This is a genomic window from Nocardioides ungokensis (genome assembly GCF_013466985.1).
In the GTDB taxonomy this organism is placed as follows: Bacteria; Actinomycetota; Actinomycetes; order Propionibacteriales; family Nocardioidaceae; genus Nocardioides; species Nocardioides ungokensis.
Map to the genome: position 1 here is coordinate 2,423,196 of NZ_CP059164.1, position 20,278 is coordinate 2,443,473.

General features: G+C 70.9%; 22 protein-coding genes and 2 pseudogenes. 18 read left to right on the top strand and 6 right to left on the bottom strand.

The window, feature by feature from the left end:
- Nucleotides 1–2: 2 nt before the first annotated feature.
- Together H0S67_RS11890 and arc are read left to right on the top strand one after the other, a co-directional pair.
- Nucleotides 3–986, top strand: coding sequence for a tRNA (adenine-N1)-methyltransferase (locus H0S67_RS11890; protein WP_180933237.1), 984 nt, complete (start codon nt 3–5; stop codon nt 984–986).
- 173 nt (nt 987–1,159) lie between these two features.
- Nucleotides 1,160–2,914, top strand: a complete 1,755-nt coding sequence (arc, locus tag H0S67_RS11895) for a proteasome ATPase (protein ID WP_180933238.1) — start codon at nt 1,160–1,162, stop codon at nt 2,912–2,914.
- A 34-nt stretch (nt 2,915–2,948) separates the two neighbouring features.
- Here the strand turns inward: arc and H0S67_RS11900 are convergent, their stop codons facing one another.
- The 5 genes and pseudogenes from H0S67_RS11900 to H0S67_RS11915 all read right to left on the bottom strand — a co-directional run bounded on the left by H0S67_RS11900 (nt 2,949) and on the right by H0S67_RS11915 (nt 4,989).
- Entirely contained in the window at nt 2,949–3,395 is a 447-nt protein-coding gene (locus H0S67_RS11900) for a sulfotransferase family protein (RefSeq protein WP_180933239.1), read from the bottom strand.
- Nucleotides 3,396–3,626: 231 nt separating this feature from the next.
- Nucleotides 3,627–3,818: a hypothetical protein gene (locus tag H0S67_RS11905; protein ID WP_180933240.1), complete on the bottom strand. Its 192-nt coding sequence runs from the start codon at nt 3,816–3,818 to the stop codon at nt 3,627–3,629.
- Between the two features lie 25 nt (nt 3,819–3,843).
- A pseudogene (locus H0S67_RS28185) lies at nt 3,844–4,183 on the bottom strand (aminoacyl-tRNA deacylase).
- A complete protein-coding gene (locus H0S67_RS28190) occupies nt 4,087–4,344 on the bottom strand; it encodes a hypothetical protein (RefSeq protein WP_246355442.1) in 258 nt (85 codons plus the stop codon). The pseudogene H0S67_RS28185 and the gene H0S67_RS28190 overlap by 97 nt, the downstream one beginning before the upstream one ends.
- A gap of 9 nt (nt 4,345–4,353) precedes the next feature.
- A complete protein-coding gene (locus H0S67_RS11915; protein ID WP_180933241.1) occupies nt 4,354–4,989 on the bottom strand; it encodes a class I SAM-dependent methyltransferase in 636 nt (211 codons plus the stop codon).
- A gap of 111 nt (nt 4,990–5,100) precedes the next feature.
- Between H0S67_RS11915 and dop the strand changes: the two genes are divergently transcribed.
- The 16 genes and pseudogenes from dop to H0S67_RS26720 all read left to right on the top strand — a co-directional run bounded on the left by dop (nt 5,101) and on the right by H0S67_RS26720 (nt 19,610).
- The gene (dop, locus tag H0S67_RS11920) at nt 5,101–6,609 is read left to right on the top strand and encodes a depupylase/deamidase Dop (RefSeq protein ID WP_180933242.1); all 1,509 of its coding nucleotides are present in this window, start codon (nt 5,101–5,103) and stop codon (nt 6,607–6,609) included.
- Nucleotides 6,610–6,641: 32 nt separating this feature from the next.
- Nucleotides 6,642–6,839: a ubiquitin-like protein Pup gene (locus H0S67_RS11925; RefSeq protein WP_180933243.1), complete on the top strand. Its 198-nt coding sequence runs from the start codon at nt 6,642–6,644 to the stop codon at nt 6,837–6,839.
- Nucleotides 6,836–7,681, top strand: coding sequence for a proteasome subunit beta (prcB, locus tag H0S67_RS11930; RefSeq protein WP_180933244.1), 846 nt, complete (start codon nt 6,836–6,838; stop codon nt 7,679–7,681). Before H0S67_RS11925 ends, prcB begins: the two co-directional genes overlap by 4 nt.
- Nucleotides 7,682–7,683: 2 nt before the next feature.
- The gene (gene prcA, locus H0S67_RS11935; RefSeq protein ID WP_180933245.1) at nt 7,684–8,484 is read left to right on the top strand and encodes a proteasome subunit alpha; all 801 of its coding nucleotides are present in this window, start codon (nt 7,684–7,686) and stop codon (nt 8,482–8,484) included.
- 186 nt (nt 8,485–8,670) lie between these two features.
- Nucleotides 8,671–9,645, top strand: a complete 975-nt coding sequence (locus tag H0S67_RS11940; RefSeq protein ID WP_180933246.1) for a hypothetical protein — start codon at nt 8,671–8,673, stop codon at nt 9,643–9,645.
- 136 nt (nt 9,646–9,781) lie between these two features.
- Nucleotides 9,782–11,143, top strand: coding sequence for a Pup--protein ligase (pafA, locus tag H0S67_RS11945; protein ID WP_180933247.1), 1,362 nt, complete (start codon nt 9,782–9,784; stop codon nt 11,141–11,143).
- A gap of 108 nt (nt 11,144–11,251) precedes the next feature.
- Entirely contained in the window at nt 11,252–12,202 is a 951-nt protein-coding gene (locus H0S67_RS11950; protein ID WP_180933248.1) for an FKBP-type peptidyl-prolyl cis-trans isomerase, read from the top strand.
- A 165-nt stretch (nt 12,203–12,367) separates the two neighbouring features.
- Complete coding sequence (locus tag H0S67_RS11955; protein ID WP_246354687.1) at nt 12,368–13,225, top strand: helix-turn-helix transcriptional regulator; 858 nt, start codon at nt 12,368–12,370, stop codon at nt 13,223–13,225.
- Nucleotides 13,222–14,217, top strand: coding sequence for a helix-turn-helix transcriptional regulator (locus H0S67_RS11960; RefSeq protein WP_180933249.1), 996 nt, complete (start codon nt 13,222–13,224; stop codon nt 14,215–14,217). The genes H0S67_RS11955 and H0S67_RS11960 overlap by 4 nt, the downstream gene beginning before the upstream one ends.
- Nucleotides 14,218–14,263: 46 nt before the next feature.
- The gene (tatA, locus tag H0S67_RS28195; protein WP_281368840.1) at nt 14,264–14,560 is read left to right on the top strand and encodes a twin-arginine translocase TatA/TatE family subunit; all 297 of its coding nucleotides are present in this window, start codon (nt 14,264–14,266) and stop codon (nt 14,558–14,560) included.
- 12 nt (nt 14,561–14,572) lie between these two features.
- On the top strand, nt 14,573–15,427 hold the full coding sequence (gene tatC, locus H0S67_RS11970; protein ID WP_180933250.1) for a twin-arginine translocase subunit TatC: 855 nt from the start codon (nt 14,573–14,575) through the stop codon (nt 15,425–15,427).
- 8 nt (nt 15,428–15,435) lie between these two features.
- Nucleotides 15,436–15,861, top strand: a complete 426-nt coding sequence (locus H0S67_RS11975; RefSeq protein WP_180933251.1) for a hypothetical protein — start codon at nt 15,436–15,438, stop codon at nt 15,859–15,861.
- A 40-nt stretch (nt 15,862–15,901) separates the two neighbouring features.
- Nucleotides 15,902–16,783 carry a diacylglycerol kinase gene (locus tag H0S67_RS11980; protein WP_180933252.1) on the top strand — a complete coding sequence of 294 codons (882 nt, stop codon included), beginning with the start codon at nt 15,902–15,904 and terminating at the stop codon, nt 16,781–16,783.
- A gap of 22 nt (nt 16,784–16,805) precedes the next feature.
- Nucleotides 16,806–18,749, top strand: a pseudogene (locus H0S67_RS25190) (DEAD/DEAH box helicase); the annotation flags it as partial.
- A 394-nt stretch (nt 18,750–19,143) separates the two neighbouring features.
- Nucleotides 19,144–19,482 (top strand): hypothetical protein, encoded by a 339-nt coding sequence (locus H0S67_RS25195; RefSeq protein WP_281369043.1) that lies wholly within the window; start codon nt 19,144–19,146, stop codon nt 19,480–19,482.
- Nucleotides 19,479–19,610: a hypothetical protein gene (locus H0S67_RS26720; protein WP_281369044.1), complete on the top strand. Its 132-nt coding sequence runs from the start codon at nt 19,479–19,481 to the stop codon at nt 19,608–19,610. Before H0S67_RS25195 ends, H0S67_RS26720 begins: the two co-directional genes overlap by 4 nt.
- Here H0S67_RS26720 and H0S67_RS11990 read toward each other — a convergent pair.
- A complete protein-coding gene (locus H0S67_RS11990; protein ID WP_180933253.1) occupies nt 19,589–20,254 on the bottom strand; it encodes an SDR family oxidoreductase in 666 nt (221 codons plus the stop codon). The two genes, H0S67_RS26720 and H0S67_RS11990, sit on opposite strands and share 22 nt — an antisense overlap.
- Nucleotides 20,255–20,278: the final 24 nt, after the last annotated feature.

Sequence of the window (20,278 nt, forward strand, 5' to 3'; positions counted from 1 at the left end):
GCATGTCCGACGCCCTCCCCACGACCCCGAACGACGCCAGCGCCGACGCCCCCGACGTACCGCCCGAGGCCTGGTCCGGCGTCCACCGGGGCCCGCTGCGCGAGGGGGAGTGGGTCCGCCTGACCGACCAGAAGGGGCGCCGGCACAACATCTGCCTGGAGGCGGGCAAGCGCTTCTTCTCCAACCGCGGGCACTTCGAGCACGACGAGCTCATCGGTCGCGAGGAGGGCTTCACCGTCACTTCCTCGGCCGGCGGTGAGTACCTCGTCTTCCGCCCACTTCTGTCGGAGTTCGTGGTCTCGATGCCGCGGGGCGCGGCCGTGGTCTACCCCAAGGACGCCGCCCAGATCGTGGCCATGGCCGACATCTTCCCCGGCGCCCACGTGGTGGAGGCCGGGGTCGGCTCCGGCGCGCTGACCTGCTCGCTGCTGCGTGCGGTCGGCCCGTACGGTCGGGTGTCGTCGTACGAGCGCCGTGAGGAGTTCGCCGACGTGGCCCGTCGCAACGTCGGACAGTTCTTCGGCGCCCCCGAGGGGCACACCCACCCCGCCTGGTCGCTCACCCTGGGCGACCTGGCCGAGGCGCTTCCGGCCTCGGGGGAGCGCGCCGACCGGGTCATCCTCGACATGCTCGCCCCGTGGGACTGCCTGGACGCCACCGCGGACGCCCTGCGCCCCGGCGGCATCGTCTGCGCCTACGTGGCGACCACCACGCAGCTCTCCCGCTTCGTGGAGACCGTCCGGGTGCACGGTGGGTTCACCGAGCCGCAGGCGTGGGAGTCGCTCGTCCGCGACTGGCACGTCGAGGGCTTGGCGGTCCGTCCGGGCCACAAGATGATCGGGCACACGGCGTTCCTGGTCACCGCCCGCCGGATGGCCCCCGGCCAGCGCGCGCCCCTGAAGAAGCGGCGTCCCGCGCCCGGGGCGTACGGGCCGGACTACGCCGGTCCGCGGCCCCCCGGCGTGCCGGTCGACGCGGTCGAGTGAGGTTGCGGATTGGTCACCAACCACATGTCTCGGGGCCCTGGACATGTGGTTGGTGACCAATCCGCATGCAGATCCGCGCTCCTCTCGTCGCCAATTCGTGACCAACACCCGGGATCTTCCCCTTCCGTCGGGCCGTCTCGCGGGTAGGGTCGCAACCACAGGAGGTGACGCTGATGTCGAACACGGAAGGCGTTTCCAGCACGGGTGGCCGCAGCGCCGACGAGCTCGCGAACCAGGTGCGATTCCTGGAGGCCGAGGTCTCCGACCTCCGCCGTCGGCTGAGTGACACACCGGCCCACTCCCGCGGCCTCGAGCTCCGGCTCGCGGACGCGCAGCGGTCGCTGGCCGGGGTGACGTCCCAGAACGAGCGACTCGCCCAGACCCTGCGCGAGGCCCGCGACCAGATCATGAAGCTCAAGGAGGAGGTCGACCGGCTCGCGCAACCGCCCGCCGGCTTCGGCACCTTCCTCGCCCGCAACGAGGACGACTCCATCGACGTCTTCACCGGCGGCCGCAAGCTGCGGGTCAACGTCAGCCCATCGGTCGACCTCGACGAGCTGCAGCGCGGCCAGGAGGTCATGCTCAACGAGGCGCTCAACGTCGTCGCGGCACTCGAGTTCGAGCAGGTCGGCGAGGTCGTGATGTTCAAGGAGCTGCTCGCCGACGGCGACCGCGCCCTGGTCATCGCCAACGCCGACGAGGAGCGCGTCGTCCGGCTCGCCGAGCCGCTGCGCGGCGACACCATCCGGGCGGGTGACTCGCTGCTCCTGGACTCCCGGGCCGGCTACGTCTACGAGAAGGTGCCGAAGTCCGAGGTCGAGGAGCTCGTCCTCGAGGAGGTCCCGGACATCGCCTACGAGTCGATCGGCGGCCTGGTCAACCAGATCGAGCAGATCAGGGACGCCGTCGAGCTGCCCTACCTGCACCCCGAGCTCTTCAAGGAGCACCAGCTCAAGCCCCCGAAGGGCGTGCTGCTCTACGGCCCGCCCGGATGTGGCAAGACGCTGATCGCGAAGGCCGTGGCGAACTCCCTCGCCAAGAAGGTCGCCGCCAAGACCGGGCAGGAGGGGAAGTCCTACTTCCTCAACATCAAGGGCCCCGAGCTGCTGAACAAGTACGTCGGCGAGACCGAGCGCCACATCAGGCTGGTCTTCCAGCGGGCCCGGGAGAAGGCCAGCGAGGGCACCCCCGTCATCGTCTTCTTCGACGAGATGGACTCGCTCTTCCGCACCCGCGGCTCGGGGGTGTCCTCCGACGTCGAGAACACCATCGTCCCGCAGCTGCTCAGCGAGATCGACGGCGTGGAGCTGCTCGAGAACGTCCTGGTCATCGGCGCCTCCAACCGCGAGGACATGATCGACCCGGCGATCCTGCGCCCCGGCCGCCTCGACGTGAAGATCAAGATCGAGCGTCCCGACGCCGAGTCGGCGCGCGACATCTTCTCCAAGTACCTCCTCTCCACCCTTCCGCTGCACGGCGACGACCTCGCGGAGTTCGGCGGCGACCGGGACGCCTGCATCGGCGGGATGATCCGGGCCACGGTCGAGCGGATGTACACCGAGACCGAGGAGAACCGCTTCCTCGAGGTGACCTACGCCAACGGCGACAAGGAGGTCCTGTACTTCAAGGACTTCAACTCCGGCGCGATGATCCAGAACATCGTCGACCGGGCCAAGAAGATGGCCATCAAGGACTTCCTCGAGCACGACCAGCACGGGCTGCGCGTCTCGCACCTGCTCCAGGCGTGCGTCGACGAGTTCAAGGAGAACGAGGACCTGCCCAACACGACGAACCCCGACGACTGGGCCCGCATCTCCGGCAAGAAGGGCGAGCGAATCGTCTTCATCCGCACCCTCATCACCGGCAAGCAGGGCACCGAGCCGGGTCGTTCCATCGACACGGTCTCCAACACCGGCCAGTACCTGTGACCGCGCCGGCGCGGGGGAAGCCCCCGGTGCCGGCTCAGTAGGAGTGCCGCTCCTCCAGCACGCCGCGCACCCGCGCCTCGTCGAAGTCCTCGCCGAGCCAGTCGAAGAATGGCTTCAGCGCGCGCGGGTCGGCGACGTACTCGTCGTAGTGCACGTGGAACGCGTCGTCGCCCAGTGACTCGGCCAGCGCCAGCAGCCGCTCGGTGGCGGCGAGCTGCTCGGCGGCGTCGGGGGTCTCGGCCCACCACTTGCTCTGCGCGACCGAGGCCAGGTCCCGGGTGTTGACCACGAAGCGGGCGCCGGGGAACACCTTGCACAGCCACGCGACGTACCTCTCGACGTCCTCGTCGTCCCAGCGGATCTCCTTGAAGCCGGTCCCCGGGTCTCGGGGGCCGGACGCAGGACCGTGTCGAGCGCGAGCCGGCGGATGTCGCGCAGGGCGGCCTGGCCTTGAAGTGTCCATCCCGTAGAACGGCCGCACCGGCGTGCTGCCCCGACGGGCAGGTCGTGCTTACGCTGCTGGCGGCGCTGCTCGCGCTTCTCGGCCGTGCCCAGGCGGTGGAACTCGTGCAGGTGGGCGAGCATCTGGCGGTTCTCGCCGCGGATCACGTAGCCCGGGATCGCGTTGAGGATCCCTGCAGGAGCGTGGAGCCGGACCGGCCGTAGGTCACCACGAACAGGTAGCCCAGGTCGTCGCGCAGCTCGAGCTGCTTCACGCGGCCGCGCAGGCGGGATCGCTCCGTCTCGGCCTTCTCCAGCCGGCCCGGAGGCGGTCACGTTCGCCCAGCAGTGCGGCCTTCTCACGCTCCAGGACCTCAACCCGTGCGCGGGAGCGCGCTCCGGGCACGAGCCGGGCGGCCTTGCCGCGTACCCGGGTGGCGCGACTGGGCTCGGGGTGCTGCATGGGGCCTCCTGAGGTCGGGGTCAATTCAAGCAGGGGGCGCCTGCACCGGCTCGGTGACGTCGGCGACGGTGGCGTGGAGCGCGGCGACGAGCGCGCCGGCGTCGACAGTGAGGGCCACGCCGTGGGCGCCGCCGCCGAGGGAGATCGTTCCCTCGAGGCTCGCGTCGGCGATGACGGGCAGGGGAGTGGTGCTGCCCAGGGGCGTGATGGTGCCCCGGACGTAGCCGGTCACCTCCCGCAGCCTCCGCGCTGGGCATCGAGAGCCGGTTCACGCCGAGCAGCGCGCGGAGCTTCGGCCAGGCGATCTCGCGGTCTCCCGGCACCAGCACGAAGCGGTGGTCGCCCTCGCTGACCCGCACCACCATCGTCTTGACGACTTGCCGCGGCGCCACCCGCGCGCGGCGGCCGCCTCCTGCAGGGACCGCACCGGACCGTGCCGGGTCACCGTGTGCGGGAGCCCCAGCCCCACGGCCGCGGCGATGGCACGAGCGGACTGGTCGGACGGGTCGGGCTCGTCGGTGCTCACGCCGCGAACCTACTCGCGCCGCACGGCCGAGCCGATGAACACGTGGGTCCAGGGGCGCCCGATGCGGGGCCCGGGGACGTACTCCTGGCTCAGTCCCGTGACCTCCAGGCCGGCGGCGCCGAGCAGCGCCGGGACGTCGCGGGCGAGGTGGCAGCCGCCAACGAGCCGCTGCTGGAGGGGGTCGAGGCGATGCTGCCAGCGGGCCACGCCGGGGTCGGGGGCCAGGCCGTGCTCGAGGAAGTGGAGGGCCGCCCCGGGGCGCAGGACGCGGCGTACCTCCGCCAGCGCGGCGCCGACGTCCGGGATCGTGCACAGCGTGAACGTCGCCAGGGCCGCGTCGTACGTCGCGTCGGGGGCCTCGAGCCGCTGCCCGTCGAGCCCGACCCGGCGTACCGGCACCTCGACCGCGCTGCGGCGGTCCGCCGAGCGGGCCCAGGCGACCTCCGAGGGCTCGACCGCGTCGACGGCCGTGACCTCCTGGGGCTGGTGGGGCAGGTTCAGGCCGCTGCCGAAGCCGATCTCGAGCACCCGCCCGCGGAGCCCGGCGCACGCCCGGTCACGCAGCCGCCCGACCTCGTCGGTGCCCAGCGAGAGGTCGGTGAGGCGCGGCACGACCTGGGCGGTCCAGATTCCCCGGGGGTCCATGACGCCCAGCATGCCCGGCCCGTCTCATGCAGTGAGCACCCATCCGGTCGGGTCGCCCATTTCGGCGCGCGGTCCGGCCTGAGCGTCCTCGCCACCACGTAGGCTCACCGCATGAGCGTTCGACGGGTGATGGGAACCGAGGTCGAGTACGGCATCTCGGTGCAGGGCCAGCCCCTGGCCAACCCCATGGTCGCGTCCTCGCAGGTGGTCAACGCCTACGCGTCGGCGACCATCAAGGCGCGCCGGGCCCGGTGGGACTTCGAGGAGGAGTCGCCGCTGCGCGACGCGCGCGGCTTCGACATGTCCCGCCAGGTCGCGGATCCCAGCCAGCTCACCGACGAGGACTTGGGCCTGGCCAACGTCATCCTCACCAACGGCGCCCGGCTGTACGTCGACCACGCCCACCCGGAGTACTCCACGCCCGAGGTCACCTCGCCGCTGGACATCGTGCGGTGGGACAAGGCGGGGGAGCAGGTGATGCTCGATGCCTCCCGCCGGGCCGGTCAGCTGCCCGGCGGCGCCCCGATCGTGCTCTACAAGAACAACACCGACAACAAGGGCGCGTCGTACGGCGCCCACGAGAACTACCTGATGCGGCGCTCGACGCCGTTCGGTGACATCGTTCGGCACCTCACGCCGTTCTTCGTCAGCCGCCAGGTGGTCTGCGGCGCCGGCCGCGTGGGGATCGGCCAGGACGGCCGCGAGCACGGCTTCCAGGTCAGCCAGCGCGCCGACTACTTCGAGGTCGAGGTCGGGCTCGAGACGACCCTCAAGCGCCCCATCATCAACACCCGCGACGAGCCGCACGCCGACCCGGAGAAGTACCGCCGCCTGCACGTGATCATCGGCGACGCCAACCTGGCGGAGGTGTCGACGTACCTCAAGGTCGGCACCACCGCGCTGGTCCTCGCCATGATCGAGGACCGCTTCATCTCCGCCGACCTCGGGCTGGAGAGCCCGGTGTCGGCGCTGCGGGCCGTGTCCCACGACCCGACGCTCAAGCAGACGGTGTCGCTGCGCGACGGGCGCACGCTGACGGCCCTGCAGCTGCAGCTGGAGTACCTCGACCTGGCCAAGAAGTACGTCGAGGACCGGCTCGGCTCCGACGCCGACCCGCAGACCGTCGACGTGCTGGCCCGGTGGGAGTCCGTGCTCGACCGGCTCGAGCGCGACCCCATGCTGTGCGCCTCCGAGCTCGACTGGGTCGCCAAGCTCAAGCTGCTCGAGCAGTACCGGCAGCGCGACGGCCTGGACTGGGACGACGCCAAGCTGCAGCTGATCGACTACCAGTACTCCGACATCCGTCCCGAGAAGGGGCTCTACCACCGGCTGGTCGGGCTCGGCCGGATCGACCGGCTCCTCGACGACGTCGTGGTGGAGTCGGCGATGCACGACCCGCCGACGGACACCCGCGCGTACTTCCGCGGCCGCTGCCTGGAGAAGTACGCCGACCACGTCGCTGCGGCGTCGTGGGACTCCGTCATCTTCGACCTCCCCGGACGGGAGTCCCTGCAGCGGGTCCCGACCATCGACCCGCTGCGCGGCAGCAAGGCCCACGTGGGCGCGCTGCTGGACCGGTGTGAGACAGCGGAGGCGTTGTTCGCCGCACTCACCCGATAGGTGGATAGGGTCGGACCGAGCGAAGGAGAGACATGGCACAGGAGCAGAAGCAGCCCCGCAAGTCCTCGGAGACCGAGGAGTCGACCGAGGTCGCTCCGGAGACCGACGTCGCCGAGCGCAAGGAGGCCCTCGACGACGACGTGGACGCGATCCTCGACGAGATCGACGACGTCCTGGAGACCAACGCCGAGGACTTCGTGAAGTCGTTCATCCAGAAGGGTGGCGAATGATCGACGGCCCGCGGCTCCCGGCCGCCTACCTGATGCCAGGCACGTCGTCGTTCAGCGACTTCCTCTCCGAACAGGCGCCCGACCTGCTGCCGTCCCGGCGGGCCGTTCCGCAGGGGCACGCCGGTGACCTCGCGCCCCACGGCACCACGATCGTGGCGGCGACCTTCCCCGGCGGCGTGGTGATGGCCGGTGACCGTCGCGCGACGATGGGCAACATCATCGCCCAGCGCGACATCCAGAAGGTCTTCCCGGCCGACGAGTTCTCCGCGGTCGGTATCGCCGGCAGCGCCGGGCTGGCCGTCGAGATGGTGCGGCTCTTCCAGACCGAGCTGGAGCACTACGAGAAGATCGAGGGCAGCACGCTCTCGATGGACGGCAAGGCGAACCGGCTGGCCGCGCTGATCCGCTCCAACCTCGGCATGGCGATGCAGGGCCTGGCCGTGGTCCCGCTCTTCGCCGGCTACGACCTCAACCACGAGCAGGGTCGGATCTTCAGCTACGACGTGACCGGTGGGCGGTACGAGGAGACGGCGTTCCACTCGGTCGGGTCGGGCTCACTCTTCGCCCGGGGCTCGCTGAAGAAGCTCTACCGCGACGACTTCACCGCCGACCAGACGGTGCAGGCGGTCGTCGAGGCGCTGTACGACGCCGCCGACGACGACTCCGCGACCGGCGGTCCCGACATCACCCGCCGGATCTTCCCGGTCGTCCAGGTCATGACCACCGACGGCGGCCGACGACTGCCCGACGACGAGGTCGCCGCGATCGCCGACCGTGTCATCGCGGGCCGGATGAACCGCCCCGACGGGCCGGCGGCCCCGCTCGAGCAGGGAGCCAACTGACCATGAGCATGCCGTTCTACGTCTCGCCCGAGCAGCTGATGAAGGACCGGGCCGACTTCGCCCGCAAGGGCATCGGCCGGGGCCGCTCGGTCGTGGCCGTGCAGTACGCCGACGGCGTGCTCTTCGTGTCCGAGAACCCGTCACAGGCCCTGCACAAGGTCTCGGAGATCTACGACCGGATCGCCTTCGCCGCGGTGGGCCGCTACAACGAGTTCGAGAACCTCCGGATCGCCGGCGTACGCCTCGCGGACATGCGGGGCTACGCCTACGACCGCCGCGACGTCACCGGCCGCGGCCTCGCGAACGCCTACGCCCAGACGCTCGGCACGATCTTCTCCAGCGGCGGCGAGAAGCCGTACGAGGTCGAGATCTTCGTCGCCGAGATCGGTGACTCGCCCGCCGACGACCAGATCTACCGCCTCACCTACGACGGCCAGGTCGCCGACGAGCACGGGTACGCCGTGATGGGTGGCCAGGCCGACACGGTCGCGGAGTACCTCGGCGAGCACTACCGCGAGGGCGCCCCCCTCGACGAGGCCCTCCGTGTCGCCGTGGGCGCCCTCGGGCACACCTCGAGCGACAACGGGGGCAGCCAGGACCGGGTGATCCCCACCGAGGACCTCGAGGTCGCGGTGCTCGACCGGACCCGCACCCAGCCCCGGAAGTTCCTCCGGCTGCGCCCCAACCGCCTCGACACACTCCTCGGCGAGCGCGGCCCCGCCACCCACGCCGAGCCCGAGCAGCTCAACGCCCCCGAGTCGTCGTCCTCGGGAGACGAGCCACCGATCGCGCCGCCCGGCTGACGGGCGCCTGTCCATGCGGTTTGGTCACCAACCGCACGCCGGAGGGGTCATTTCCTGTGGTTGGTGACCAAACCGCAACCCACTCCAGCCCCGATCTCGTCCCCAGCTGACCTTCCGGCACCGGTTCTCCACAGGCCTGGCAACGAGGAGGATCGGTCGCCCTGAAGCCGGCGCACCCTCTTCCGCATGACCGAAGAGGAACAGGACGTCTATGGGCCGATCCGCGGCCAGGTGCGGCTGGTCGACCACCGCCGTGTCAGCCACGGGCTCTACCTGCGAAAGCAGGACGGGCTGACGATCGACGAGGAGTCGCTCCGCGACCTCGGGGCCTACCTGCTGGTCCTCCCCAAGGGGGCGGTGTTCACCCACGTCACCGCCGCGCGCCTGCTCGGGTGGCAGCTGCCCAAGATGCCCGAGCAGGTGCCGGTGTTCGCCGCTGTCCAGGGGGATCCCAAACGTCCACGCCGGCACGGGCTCATCTGCTCGCGTCTGGTGCGCGAGACACGGGCCGGCGAGGCGATGGGGCTGCCCGTCGACTCACCCGAGGAGATCCTGCTGCGTGCGGCCCGGGACCTGGGGGTCCTGGACCTGGTGATCATGATCGACTCGGCCCGCAACCTCGGTCATCTCGACGACGACCAGATGCAGCAGGTGCTCGGGAGCAAGCGGCCCGGCGTACGCATGCTGCGCACCGCCTACGAGCTGTCGACCGACCGCGCCGAGTCCGCGGGAGAGTCCTGCCTGCGCATCTTCCACGAGGCCATCGGGGTCGCCGTCGAGCCGCAGGTGGAGCTGTTCGACGACGACGGGGTGTTCCTCGGTCGCGCAGACCTCCTCGTGACGGGCACCTGCGACGTCCACGAGTACGACGGGGAGCACCACCGCGGGAAGGTGCAGCACCGCACCGACCTGCGGCGGGAGCGTGGGTGGAGCGGGACGCCGTACGTCCGCCGAGGCTTCGTCCTCGACGACCTGCTCAACCACCCGCTCGTGGTGATGCACGAGATCGACCGTGCGCTCGGCCGCCCGCACGACCTGTCAGGGCTCGAGGCCTGGCGTCGACTCGTCGAGAACTCGCTCTACTCCGAGCAGGGCAGGGAACGGGTGATGAACCGGTGGCGCCGTCAGGGCGGGATCATCGATTGGTCACGAACTGCATGATCCGACCGTCATTTGATGCGGTTGGTGACCAAACCGCAGCTCCCAGCGACCCCGGGCTCGCGAAACCGCCGAATCCCCCGGACCAATCGGCGGAGCATCCGGCGCGCACCACCATCCTGCGCCTAGGCTGACCAGCATGGACCGGCGGATCTTCGGGATCGAGAACGAGTACGGCGTCACGTGCACGTTCAAGGGGCAGCGCCGCCTGAGTCCCGACGAGGTGGCCCGCTACCTGTTCCGCAAGGTGGTCAGCTGGGGCCGCAGCTCCAACGTGTTTCTCCGCAACGGTGCCCGGCTCTACCTCGACGTCGGGAGCCACCCGGAGTACGCCACCCCCGAGTGCGACGACATCGCGGAGCTCGTCACCCATGACAAGGCGGGGGAGCGGGTGCTCGAGGGGCTGCTGCTCGACGCCGAGCAGCGGCTGCACGACGAGGGCATCGCGGGCGAGATCTACCTGTTCAAGAACAACACCGACTCGGCGGGCAACTCCTACGGCTGCCACGAGAACTACCTGGTCGGGCGGGCGGGGGAGTTCAGCCGGCTCGCCGACGTGCTCATCCCGTTCCTGGTGACCCGCCAGATCATCGTGGGCGCCGGCAAGATCACCCAGACCCCGCGCGGCGCCAGCTACAGCGTGAGCCAGCGCGCCGAGCACATCTGGGAGGGCGTCTCCAGCGCCACCACGCGCAGCCGGCCGATCATCAACACCCGCGACGAACCGCACGCCGACGCCGAGAAGTACCGCCGCCTCCACGTCATCGTCGGCGACTCCAACATGAGTGAGACCACGACGATGCTCAAGGTCGCCAGCTGCGACCTGGTGCTCCGGATGATCGAGGAGGGCGTGGTGATGCGCGACCTCACGATGGAGAACCCCATCCGCGCCATCCGCGAGATCTCCCACGACGTCACCGGCCGCCGCAAGGTCCGCCTCGCGAACGGCCGCGAGGCCAGCGCCCTGGAGATCCAGGCGGAGTACCTCTCCAAGGCCCGCGACTTCGTCGACCGCCGCGACCTCAGCACGCCGCTCATCGAGCAGGCGCTCGACCTGTGGGAGCGCGGGCTCAAGGCGATCGAGTCCGACGACCTGAGCCTGGTGGACCGCGAGATCGACTGGGTCATCAAGTGGAAGCTGATCGACCGCTACCGCGCCAAGCACGGGCTGCCGCTGGGCCACCCGCGGATCGCCCAGCTCGACCTCGCCTACCACGACATCCACCGCGGCCGGGGGCTCTACTACCTGCTCGAGAAGCGGGGTGCGGTCGCCCGCGTCACCTCGGACCTGAAGATCTTCGAGGCCAAGTCGGTGCCGCCGCAGACCACCCGGGCCCGCCTGCGCGGCGAGTTCATCCGCAAGGCCCAGGAACGCCGCCGCGACTTCACCGTCGACTGGGTGCATCTCAAGCTCAACGACCAGGCTCAACGCACCGTCCTGTGCAAGGACCCGTTCCGGGCGCACGACGAGCGGGTGCAGCGTCTCATCGACGGCATGTGACCTCGTCCTGTGCACATCGGGGCCCGGCTGCGGGAACTTCTCAGCCGCTCCGGATAGGGTGACCGCGCCGTTCCCGCTCCTGAACACTCCCTTTGAAGGTGGATCCACGTGTCTCGACGTCTTCGTCGTCTCCCGGCCGCGCTGCTGCCCGTCGTTCTCCTGGCGGGCCTGACCGCCTGCGGCGGCGGTGACGACTCGTCCTCGGCGTCCAGCCCGCTCGACTCGGTGAGCATCTCCGGCGACGTCGGCAAGGAGCCGACGGTGGACTGGAAGAGCCAGATGACCGTCAACTCGGTCTCGTCCAAGACCCTGACCACCGGCGACGGCGCCAAGCTGGAGGAAGGCGACACCGTCAACGCGCTGGTCTGGATCGGTGACGGCTACACCAAGAAGCAGGCCTCGAGCGGCTTCGACCGCTCGCCCGAGCAGGTGCCGATCGACAGCAACGGCAACCCGGCCATCATCGACGCCCTCAAGGGCCAGACGATCGGGTCCCGGGTGGCCATCACGGCCCCGGCCGACAAGATCTTCGGCGCGTCGGGCAACGCCCAGCTCGGCATCGGCAACAAGGACGGGGTGCTCATCATCATCGACCTCGTCAGCCTGGCTCCCAAGCCGCTCGACGGGCCCCAGGGCAAGTCCCAGCCGGCCCCCTCGTGGGCTCCGAAGGTGGTCGAGAAGAACGGCGCGGTCACCTCCCTGGACTTCAGCAAGGCCCCGAAGCCCGACGGCAAGCTCCGCGACGCCACCCTGATCCAGGGCACCGGCGCCACGGTGAAGAAGGGCCAGAACATCACGGTCAACTACCTCGGCCAGGTGTACGGCGCGAAGGCGCCCTTCGACGAGAGCTACAGCAAGGGCTCGCCGCTCCAGACCGTCATCGGCGCCGGCCAGGTGATCCCCGGCTGGGACAAGACGATCGTCGGCAAGAAGGTCGGCAGCCGGGTTCTGCTCGCCATCCCGCCGAAGGAGGGCTACGGCAGCCAGGGCAGCCCGCAGGCCGGGATCAAGGGCACCGACACCATCTACTTCGTCGTCGACATCCTCGCGGCCAGCTGACCCCGAGCCGGACGAGCAGGACACCACGATGAGCGGCATGGCAGCGCGCAAGAGCGAGCGACTGCTCAACCTGCTCATCATGCTGCTCGTCCAGCGCAACTACGTCAGCAAGGAGCGGATCCGCGCGATCCTCTATCCCGACTCGTCCACGACGGGTTCGAGAAGATGTTCGAGCGCGACAAGGAGGAGCTGCGCAGCCTCGGCGTCCCGATCGAGGTGGGCAACATGGACCCCCTCTTCGACGACGAGCCCGGCTACCGGATCCCCCCGGACCGCTTCGCCCTGCCCGACGTGAGCCTGGAGGCCGACGAGGCCGCCGTGATCGGCCTTGCCACCCGCGTGTGGGAGCACGCCCGGCTGGCCGAGGCCACCACCGAGGCGGTCCGCAAGCTGACGGCGCTCGGCGTACCGCTGGACGTCTCCGCCCTCGACATCGCCCAGCCGCGCCTGAGCGCCGACGAGCCGTCCTTCGACGTGTTCTGGGAGGCGACCCAGGAGCGCTGCCCGGTCGAGTTCGACTACCGCCGACCGGGGGAGGACACCTCCACCACGCGCCACCTGCAGCCGTGGGGCGTCGTCCGCTACTCCGGCCGCTGGTACGCCGTGGGCTTCGACACCGACCGCGGCGAGGAGCGGGTCTTCCGGCTCTCGCGCGTCCAGGGCGAGGCACGCCGCGCCGGCAAGCCCGGCTCGTACGACGTGCCGCCCGGCACCGACGTCCGGGCCACGGCGCACCGGCTGGCACCCGCACCGACCTCCGAGCGGGCCACGGTCCTGGTCCGCGCCGGTGCCGGGCTCGCCCTGCGCCGCAACGCCGAGAGCGTGGAGGTCGGCGTCCCCGGGCCCGACGACGCGTCCGCCTGGGACCGGCTCCTGGTCTCGCGCAGCGGGCCCGGCCTGGCCGACGAGCTCCTGGGCTACGGCGCCGACGTCCGCGTCGAGGAGCCGGCCGAGCTCCGGGACCGGATCGTGGAGCGGCTCGCCGCCGTGGTCGGCGCCGGCACGGGGGAGGCACGAGCATGAGCGCACGCCCTCCCGCCCAGACGGCCGCGAAGGAGCAGGTGGCCCGGCTGCTGACCCTGGTGCCGTTCCTGCACGCCCGCGGTCAGGTGCGGCTCGAGGACGCCGCTCGGGCCCTGGGCGTCGACCCCGAGCAGCTGGTGCGCGACCTCAAGGTGCTGCTCATGTGCGGCCTGCCTGGCGGCTACCCCGACGACCTGATCGACGTCGACCTCGACGCCCTGGAGGGCGAGGAGGGCGACGGGGTGATCCGGGTGTCGAACGCCGACTACCTGGCGCGGCCGCTGCGGCTCTCGCCCACGGAGGCGACCGCGATCATCGTGGCGCTGCGCGCCCTGCGCAACGGCGCCGGCGACGAGACCCGCGAGGTGGTGGACCGGGCGCTCGCCAAGCTCGAGGCGGCCGCCGCGGAAGGCTCGGCCGCAGCCCAGATCGACCCTGGCGACGAGCTCCCCGGGCCGGATCTCATCCGCCTGGAGGCCCGGCTGCGCGAGGCGGCCGAGCAGCAGCGCCAGGTGCGCCTGACCTACTACGTCCCCTCGCGGGACGAGCAGTCCGAGCGCACCGTCGACCCCCGCGGCGTCGTGTCGGCCCACGGGTTCGCCTATCTCGACGCGTGGTGCCACAGCGCGGAGGCGCCGCGGCTGTTCCGTCTCGACCGGATCCATGCGGCCGAGGTGCTCGACCGGCCGATCGAGACGGCACCCGAAGCGCCCCGTGACCTCGGCGACGGGCTGTTCACGCAGTCCGCAGACACCACCACGGTCACCCTGCACCTCGAGCCGGCCGCCCGCTGGGTCGTGGAGTACTACCCGGTGGAGGAGGTGCGGCCACTGCCCGACGGCGGTCTGGAGGTCGACCTCCTCGTCGCCGACCAGCGCTGGTTGCAGCGCCTGCTCCTGCGCCTGGCCCCGCACGCGCGGGTCGTCTCGCCCCCCGAGCTCACCGAGTCCTTCCTTGCCGCCGCCCGTGCCACGCTGAGCCTGTACTCATGACGCGGCGTACCATGAACACTGTCGCAACTCCCACGATGAGGACCTCATGATCACCCCAATGATCGCCAACCTCGGCACCCCGGAGCTTCTGCTGATCCTGGCAGTCGTCATCCTGCTCTTCGGCGCGGCCAAGCTCCCCGAGCTCGCCCGCGGCAGCGGTCGCGCGCTGCGCATCTTCAAGGCCGAGACCAAGGGCCTCATGGACGACGACGACAAGTCCGCGCCCGCGACCAAGACTCCCGAGCAGCTCGAGCTCGAGGCGCGCCAGCGCGCCGAGCTCGACGCGCGCCAGGCTGAGCTCGACGCCGAGCGTGAGCGGCTGCGCGGCAACGACAACGCCTGACCGGGTCCTGGGTTGTCCATTGCCGGCATCGTCGACCTGCTGCGCGGTCGTCCGCACCACCCCGTGGGTGCGGACGGGCGCATGGCGCTCGCCGACCACCTCCGTGAGCTGCGCGCCCGGCTGATCCGGTCGGCGCTGTTCCTGGCCCTCGCATTCACGGTCGCGCTCTTCTTCTACGACAAGCCGCACGACGGCCTGCTGGGCCTGGTGCTCGGTCCCTACAACGACGCCCAGCAGCAGCTCCACGGCAAGACCGACACCACGGCGTACGTCGCGAGCGCGACCGGCCCGCTGCTGCTCCAGCTCAAGCTGTGCGGTGTCGCAGCCATCGTGATCTCCAGCCCGTACTGGCTCTACCAGATCTGGGGCTTCATCGTCCCCGGGCTGCACGACAACGAGAAGAAGTGGTCGCGGATCTTCGCGGCCGTGGCCGGCCCCCTGTTCATCATCGGCGTGGCCACGGGCTACTACGTGCTGCCCAAGGGGCTCGAGGTGCTGATCGGCTTCACCCCGGCCGGCCTGAAGAACCTCGTCGAGTTCAACGACTACTTCAGCTTCATGACCCGCATGCTGCTGGTCTTCGGCGTCGCCTTCGAGATCCCGCTCTTCGTGATCATGCTCAACCTCGCCGGGGTCGTCTCCGGCAAGGCACTGGGCCGCTACCGCCCCTGGATCATCATCGGGACCTTCATCTTCGCCGCGGTCGCCACGCCCTCCACCGACCCGTTCTCGATGCTGATGCTGGCGATCCCGATGCTGGTGCTGTTCCTCGTCGCCGAGGCGATCGCCCGCTCCGTGGACCGGGCCCGCGGCCGGGGCCGGGGCAACACCGACCAGTGGGCCGACGACGAGCTGTCGCCGCTGTGACCGTCCCGATGAAGGATGCCCTCACCGACCTCGATCCGTTCGACCTGCCGGACTGGCTGGGCACCGCCGACGTCACATGGACCTCCGAGACGGGGGTCCGCGCGGGCCACCACGTGGCTGGGCGGCTGCACGCCGACGACGCGGGCTCGACCGACCAGGACGTCGCCTGCGACCTGCTCGCGATCGACGAGGCCTACCCGCTGCCGGTGGCCAGCGACGACGTACGCAAGCGCGCGCACCAGGCCTGGCGGCACGGCCAGATCCTGCTCCTCGAGCACGAGTCCCGGCCGACCCTGGCCGTCCCCGGCACCGCCTTCACCGCGGACCTCGTGCTGGACGCCCTGAGCCGGCTGGCCAAGGCCGTCGGAGCCTCCCCGGACCGCTACGTGGCACGGCTGCGGATCGGCGTCGAGTCCCGGCGCGGCTCGCGCTGATCTGGCTTCCCGAGCGCCCCGATGGCCTAATCTCGCCCTCGTGCCCGGCACCTCCCGCGAGATCGCGCTCCTGACCAACCCCACGTCCGGCAAGGGCAAGGGCGCCCGGGCGCGCGACGCTGCCCTGCCCCGGCTGAGGGCCGCCGGGCTCGTGGTGCGCAACCTCGCCGGCCGGGACGCCGACGAGGCCCTGGACCTGGCCCGGCAGTGCGTCGCCGACGGCGTGGACTCCCTGGTCGTGTGCGGGGGCGACGGGATGGTCCACCTCGGCGCCCAGGCGGTGGCCGGCACGAGCACTCGCCTGGGCATCGTCGCGGCCGGCACCGGCAACGACGTCGCCCGCTACTTCGACCTCCCGCGCAAGGATCCGCTGGCCGCCGCCGACCGGGTGATCGCCAACCGGACGCGCACCATCGACCTCGCCCGCAGCGGCTTGAAGTACTTCGTGACCGTGATGGCGGCGGGGTTCGACGCGATCGTCAACGAGCGGGCGAACAGGATGACCTGGCCGCGGGGCCAGATGCGCTACAACCTCGCCACGCTCGCCGAGCTGCGGACCTTCCAGCCGCTGCCGTACACGCTGGAGCTCGACGGGACCGTGCTGCGCCTGGACGCCATGCTGGTCGCCATCGGCAACGGGCCGTCCTTCGGGGGCGGCCTGCGGATCACAGAGGGCGCGGTGCTCGACGACGGGCTCCTGGACGTGGTGATCATCAAGACCATGACCAAGCCGGACCTGGTGCGGACCTACCCCAAGCTGTTCAAGGGCACCCACGTGCACCATCCGCAGTACGAGCACCACCTGGTCCGGTCCGTGACCGTCGCGGCGCCCGGCATCGTGGCGTACGCCGACGGGGAGCGCTTCGGGCCGCTGCCGCTGACCGTCGAGTGCGCTCCGGGGGCGTTGACCGTCCTGGCCTAGGCAAGGCCCCTAGGGTGGACCCATGAGCACGGCGGACGACCTCACCCCGGCCGAGCGTTACGCAGACTTCCGACGAGGTCGTGAACACCCGGTCTTCCGTGACTTCGAGAGCCTCTACAGCTTCCCGCTCGACGACTTCCAGGCGCGCGCCTGCCACGAGATCGAGGAGGGCCGCGGCGTCCTGGTCGCGGCTCCCACGGGCTCCGGCAAGACGATCGTGGGCGAGTTCGCCATCCACCTGGCCCTCGCGACCGGGCGCAAGTGCTTCTACACGACGCCCATCAAGGCGCTGTCGAACCAGAAGTACAACGACCTCGTGGCCCGCTACGGGCCCGAGCAGGTCGGCCTGCTGACCGGAGACAACGTGGTCAACGGCGAGGCGCCCATCGTCGTGATGACGACCGAGGTGCTGCGCAACATGCTGTACGCCGGGTCCCGCACGCTGCTGGGGCTGGGTTTCGTGGTGATGGACGAGGTGCACTACCTCGCCGACCGGGCCCGCGGGGCGGTGTGGGAGGAGGTCATCATCCACCTGCCCGAGTCGGTGTCGCTGGTGTCGCTCTCCGCGACCGTCTCCAACGCCGAGGAGTTCGGCGAATGGCTCGAGACCGTGCGCGGCGACACCACGACGATCGTCGAGGAGAAGCGGCCGGTGCCGCTCTACCAACACGTGATGGTGGGCAAGCGCCTCCTCGACCTGTTCGCCGACTCCGACGTGGACGCCGCGGCCGGCTTCGTCAAGGAGGGGGCACCGGTCAACAACGAGCTGCTCCGGATCGCCCGCGACGACTGGGCCAGCTCCCGCATGAAGGACCGCCGCTCACCGCGCGGACGCTCGCAGGCGGGCGGCCGGGGGAGCGCGGCGAAGCAGGTCGGCAACGGCCGTCGGGTCTGGATCCCCAGCCGCGCCGACGTCATCGACCGTCTCGACCGCCAGGGCCTGCTGCCCGCGATCGTCTTCATCTTCAGTCGCGTCGGTTGCGACGCCGCGGTCACCCAGTGCCTGAACGCCGGGGTCCGGCTCACGACACCCGAGGAGCGCGACGAGATCTACCAGTTCGTCGAGGCGAGCTGTCGCAACCTGCCCGAGGAGGATCTGCACGTCCTCGGCTACCACGACTTCCTCGACGGCCTGACCCGCGGGATCGCCGCCCACCACGCCGGCATGCTGCCGGCGTTCAAGCAGTGCGTGGAGGAGCTCTACGTGCGCGGCCTGTGCAAGGTCGTCTTCGCCACCGAGACCCTCGCCCTCGGCATCAACATGCCCGCGCGCACCGTGGTCATCGAGAAGCTGTCGAAGTGGAACGGTGAGACCCACGCCGACATCACGCCGGGGGAGTACACCCAGCTCACCGGACGCGCGGGACGCCGGGGCCTCGACGTCGAGGGACATGGCGTCGTGCTGTGGCAACCGGGGATGAACCCGCGCGAGGTGGCCGGCCTCGCCTCCACGCGCACCTACCCGCTCCGCTCGTCGTTCCGGCCGTCGTACAACATGGCGGTCAACCTGGTCCACCAGTTCGGCCGGGAGCGCTCCCGCGAGCTGCTCGAGCAGTCCTTCGCGCAGTTCCAGGCCGACAAGGCCGTGGTCGGGCTGGCCCGGCAGTTGCGCAAGAGCGAGGACGCCCTGGAGGGTTACCGCGAGGCCGCCACCTGCCACCTCGGCGACTTCATGGAATACGCCGCCCTGCGGCGACGGATCGGCGACGCGGAGAAGGCCGCCGCGCGGTCCCGGCGCGAGGACCGTCGCGAGGAGGTGCTCGCCTCCCTCGCGCTGCTCAAGCCCGGTGACGTGATCGAGGTCCCGGCCGGCAAGTTCGCCGGGTACGCCGTGGTGGTCGACCCCGGACACTCGGCCGAGGGCCCGCGGCCGTACGTCGTGACCGCGGACCGCCAGGCCCGCCGGCTCGCGCTGATGGACTTCCCGACCCCGGTCGAGGCGGTGACCAGGCTGCGGGTGTGCCGAAGAACTTCAACGGCCGCAACCCGCAGATGCGGCGCGACCTCGCCTCGGCCCTGCGCATGCGCACCCACGGCCTGGCCGCGCCGTACCGGGCAAGGGGGGTGCCGGCAAGGCGCCCATCGACTCCGGCACCGAGCGCGAGATCAGCCGGCTGCGCACGGACCTCGAGGCGCACCCGTGCCACGCGTGTCCCGACCGGGAGGACCACGCCAGGTGGGCAGAGCGGTGGTTCAAGCTCGACCGCGACGCCAAGACCCTCAAGCGTCGGGTCGAGCAGCGCACCAACACCGTGGCCCGCCAGTTCGACCGGGTCTGCGAGGTGCTCACGGCGCTGGACTACCTCGAGGGCGACACGGTCACCTCGCGGGGGCGCTACCTGCGCCGGATCTACTCCGACATGGACCTGATCGCCGCCGAGTGCCTGCGGCACGGGCTCTGGGACGACCTCACTCCCTCCGAGCTTGCTGCGGCGCTGTCGGTGCTGGTGTTCGAGGCGCGCCGCCCCGACGACGCGTCCTCGCCCCGGGTGCCCGGGGGAGCGGTGCGCGACGCGATCGCCGAGATGGTGCGGCTGTGGGGCGAGCTGGACGCCCTCGAGCGCGACCACAAGCTCGACTTCCTGCGCGCGCCCGACATGGGCTTCGCCTGGGTGGCCTACCGGTGGGCGGAGGGCGACGAGCTCGACGACGTGCTGGCCCCAGCGACCTGGCCGCGGGCGACTTCGTCCGCTGGATGAAGCAGCTGCTGGACCTCGCGGGCCAGGTCGCCGACGCCGCCGGCGACCTGCCGCTGCGGAGCACCGCCCGGGAGGTCGTGAAGCGGCTGAAGCGCGGCGTCGTGGCCTACTCGGGGCTGACCGACTGACGGACCGCTTCTGCGACCGGCACGTCGCCGCCGACGAGGTTCCACTGCTGGCCGATGGTGGCGTCCTCGTCGAGCACGGCGGCGGTCACCGCCGCCACGTCCTGGCGCGGGACCTCCCCGCGTGCCACCTCGGGGCCGAGGGCCACGCGACCGGTGCCGGGGTCGTCGGTCAGCCGCCCCGGCCGCAGGATCGTCCAGGCACGGTCGCTGTCCCGCAGGGCGGCGTCGGCGTCGCGCTTCGCCTCGACGTACGCACGCCACACGTCGCCGGTGTCGGAGGGCAGCGGGCTGTCGACTCCGATCGCGGAGATCTGCACCACGCGGTCGATGCCGGCCAGCCGGGCACCGTCGATGGACTTCAGGCTGCCCTCGAGGTCCACGGTGCGCTTGCGCTCGATGTTGCCGTCCGGGCCACCCCCGGCTGCGAAGACGACCGCGTCACAGCCCTCGAAGGCGGCGGCGAAGTCCGCGGCGTCCTGCTTCTCGATGTCGAGGATGCGGACCTCCGCGCCCAATGCCTCGAGCTCGGACCGGTAGTCCTCCGAGCGGACCAGGGCGACCGGCGTGTGTCCCGCGGCCACCAGTGCGGGGTGGAGGTGCATGGCCACCTGTCCGTGGCCTCCGACGACTGCGATACGACTCATGGGACCCACCGTACGGACCGCACC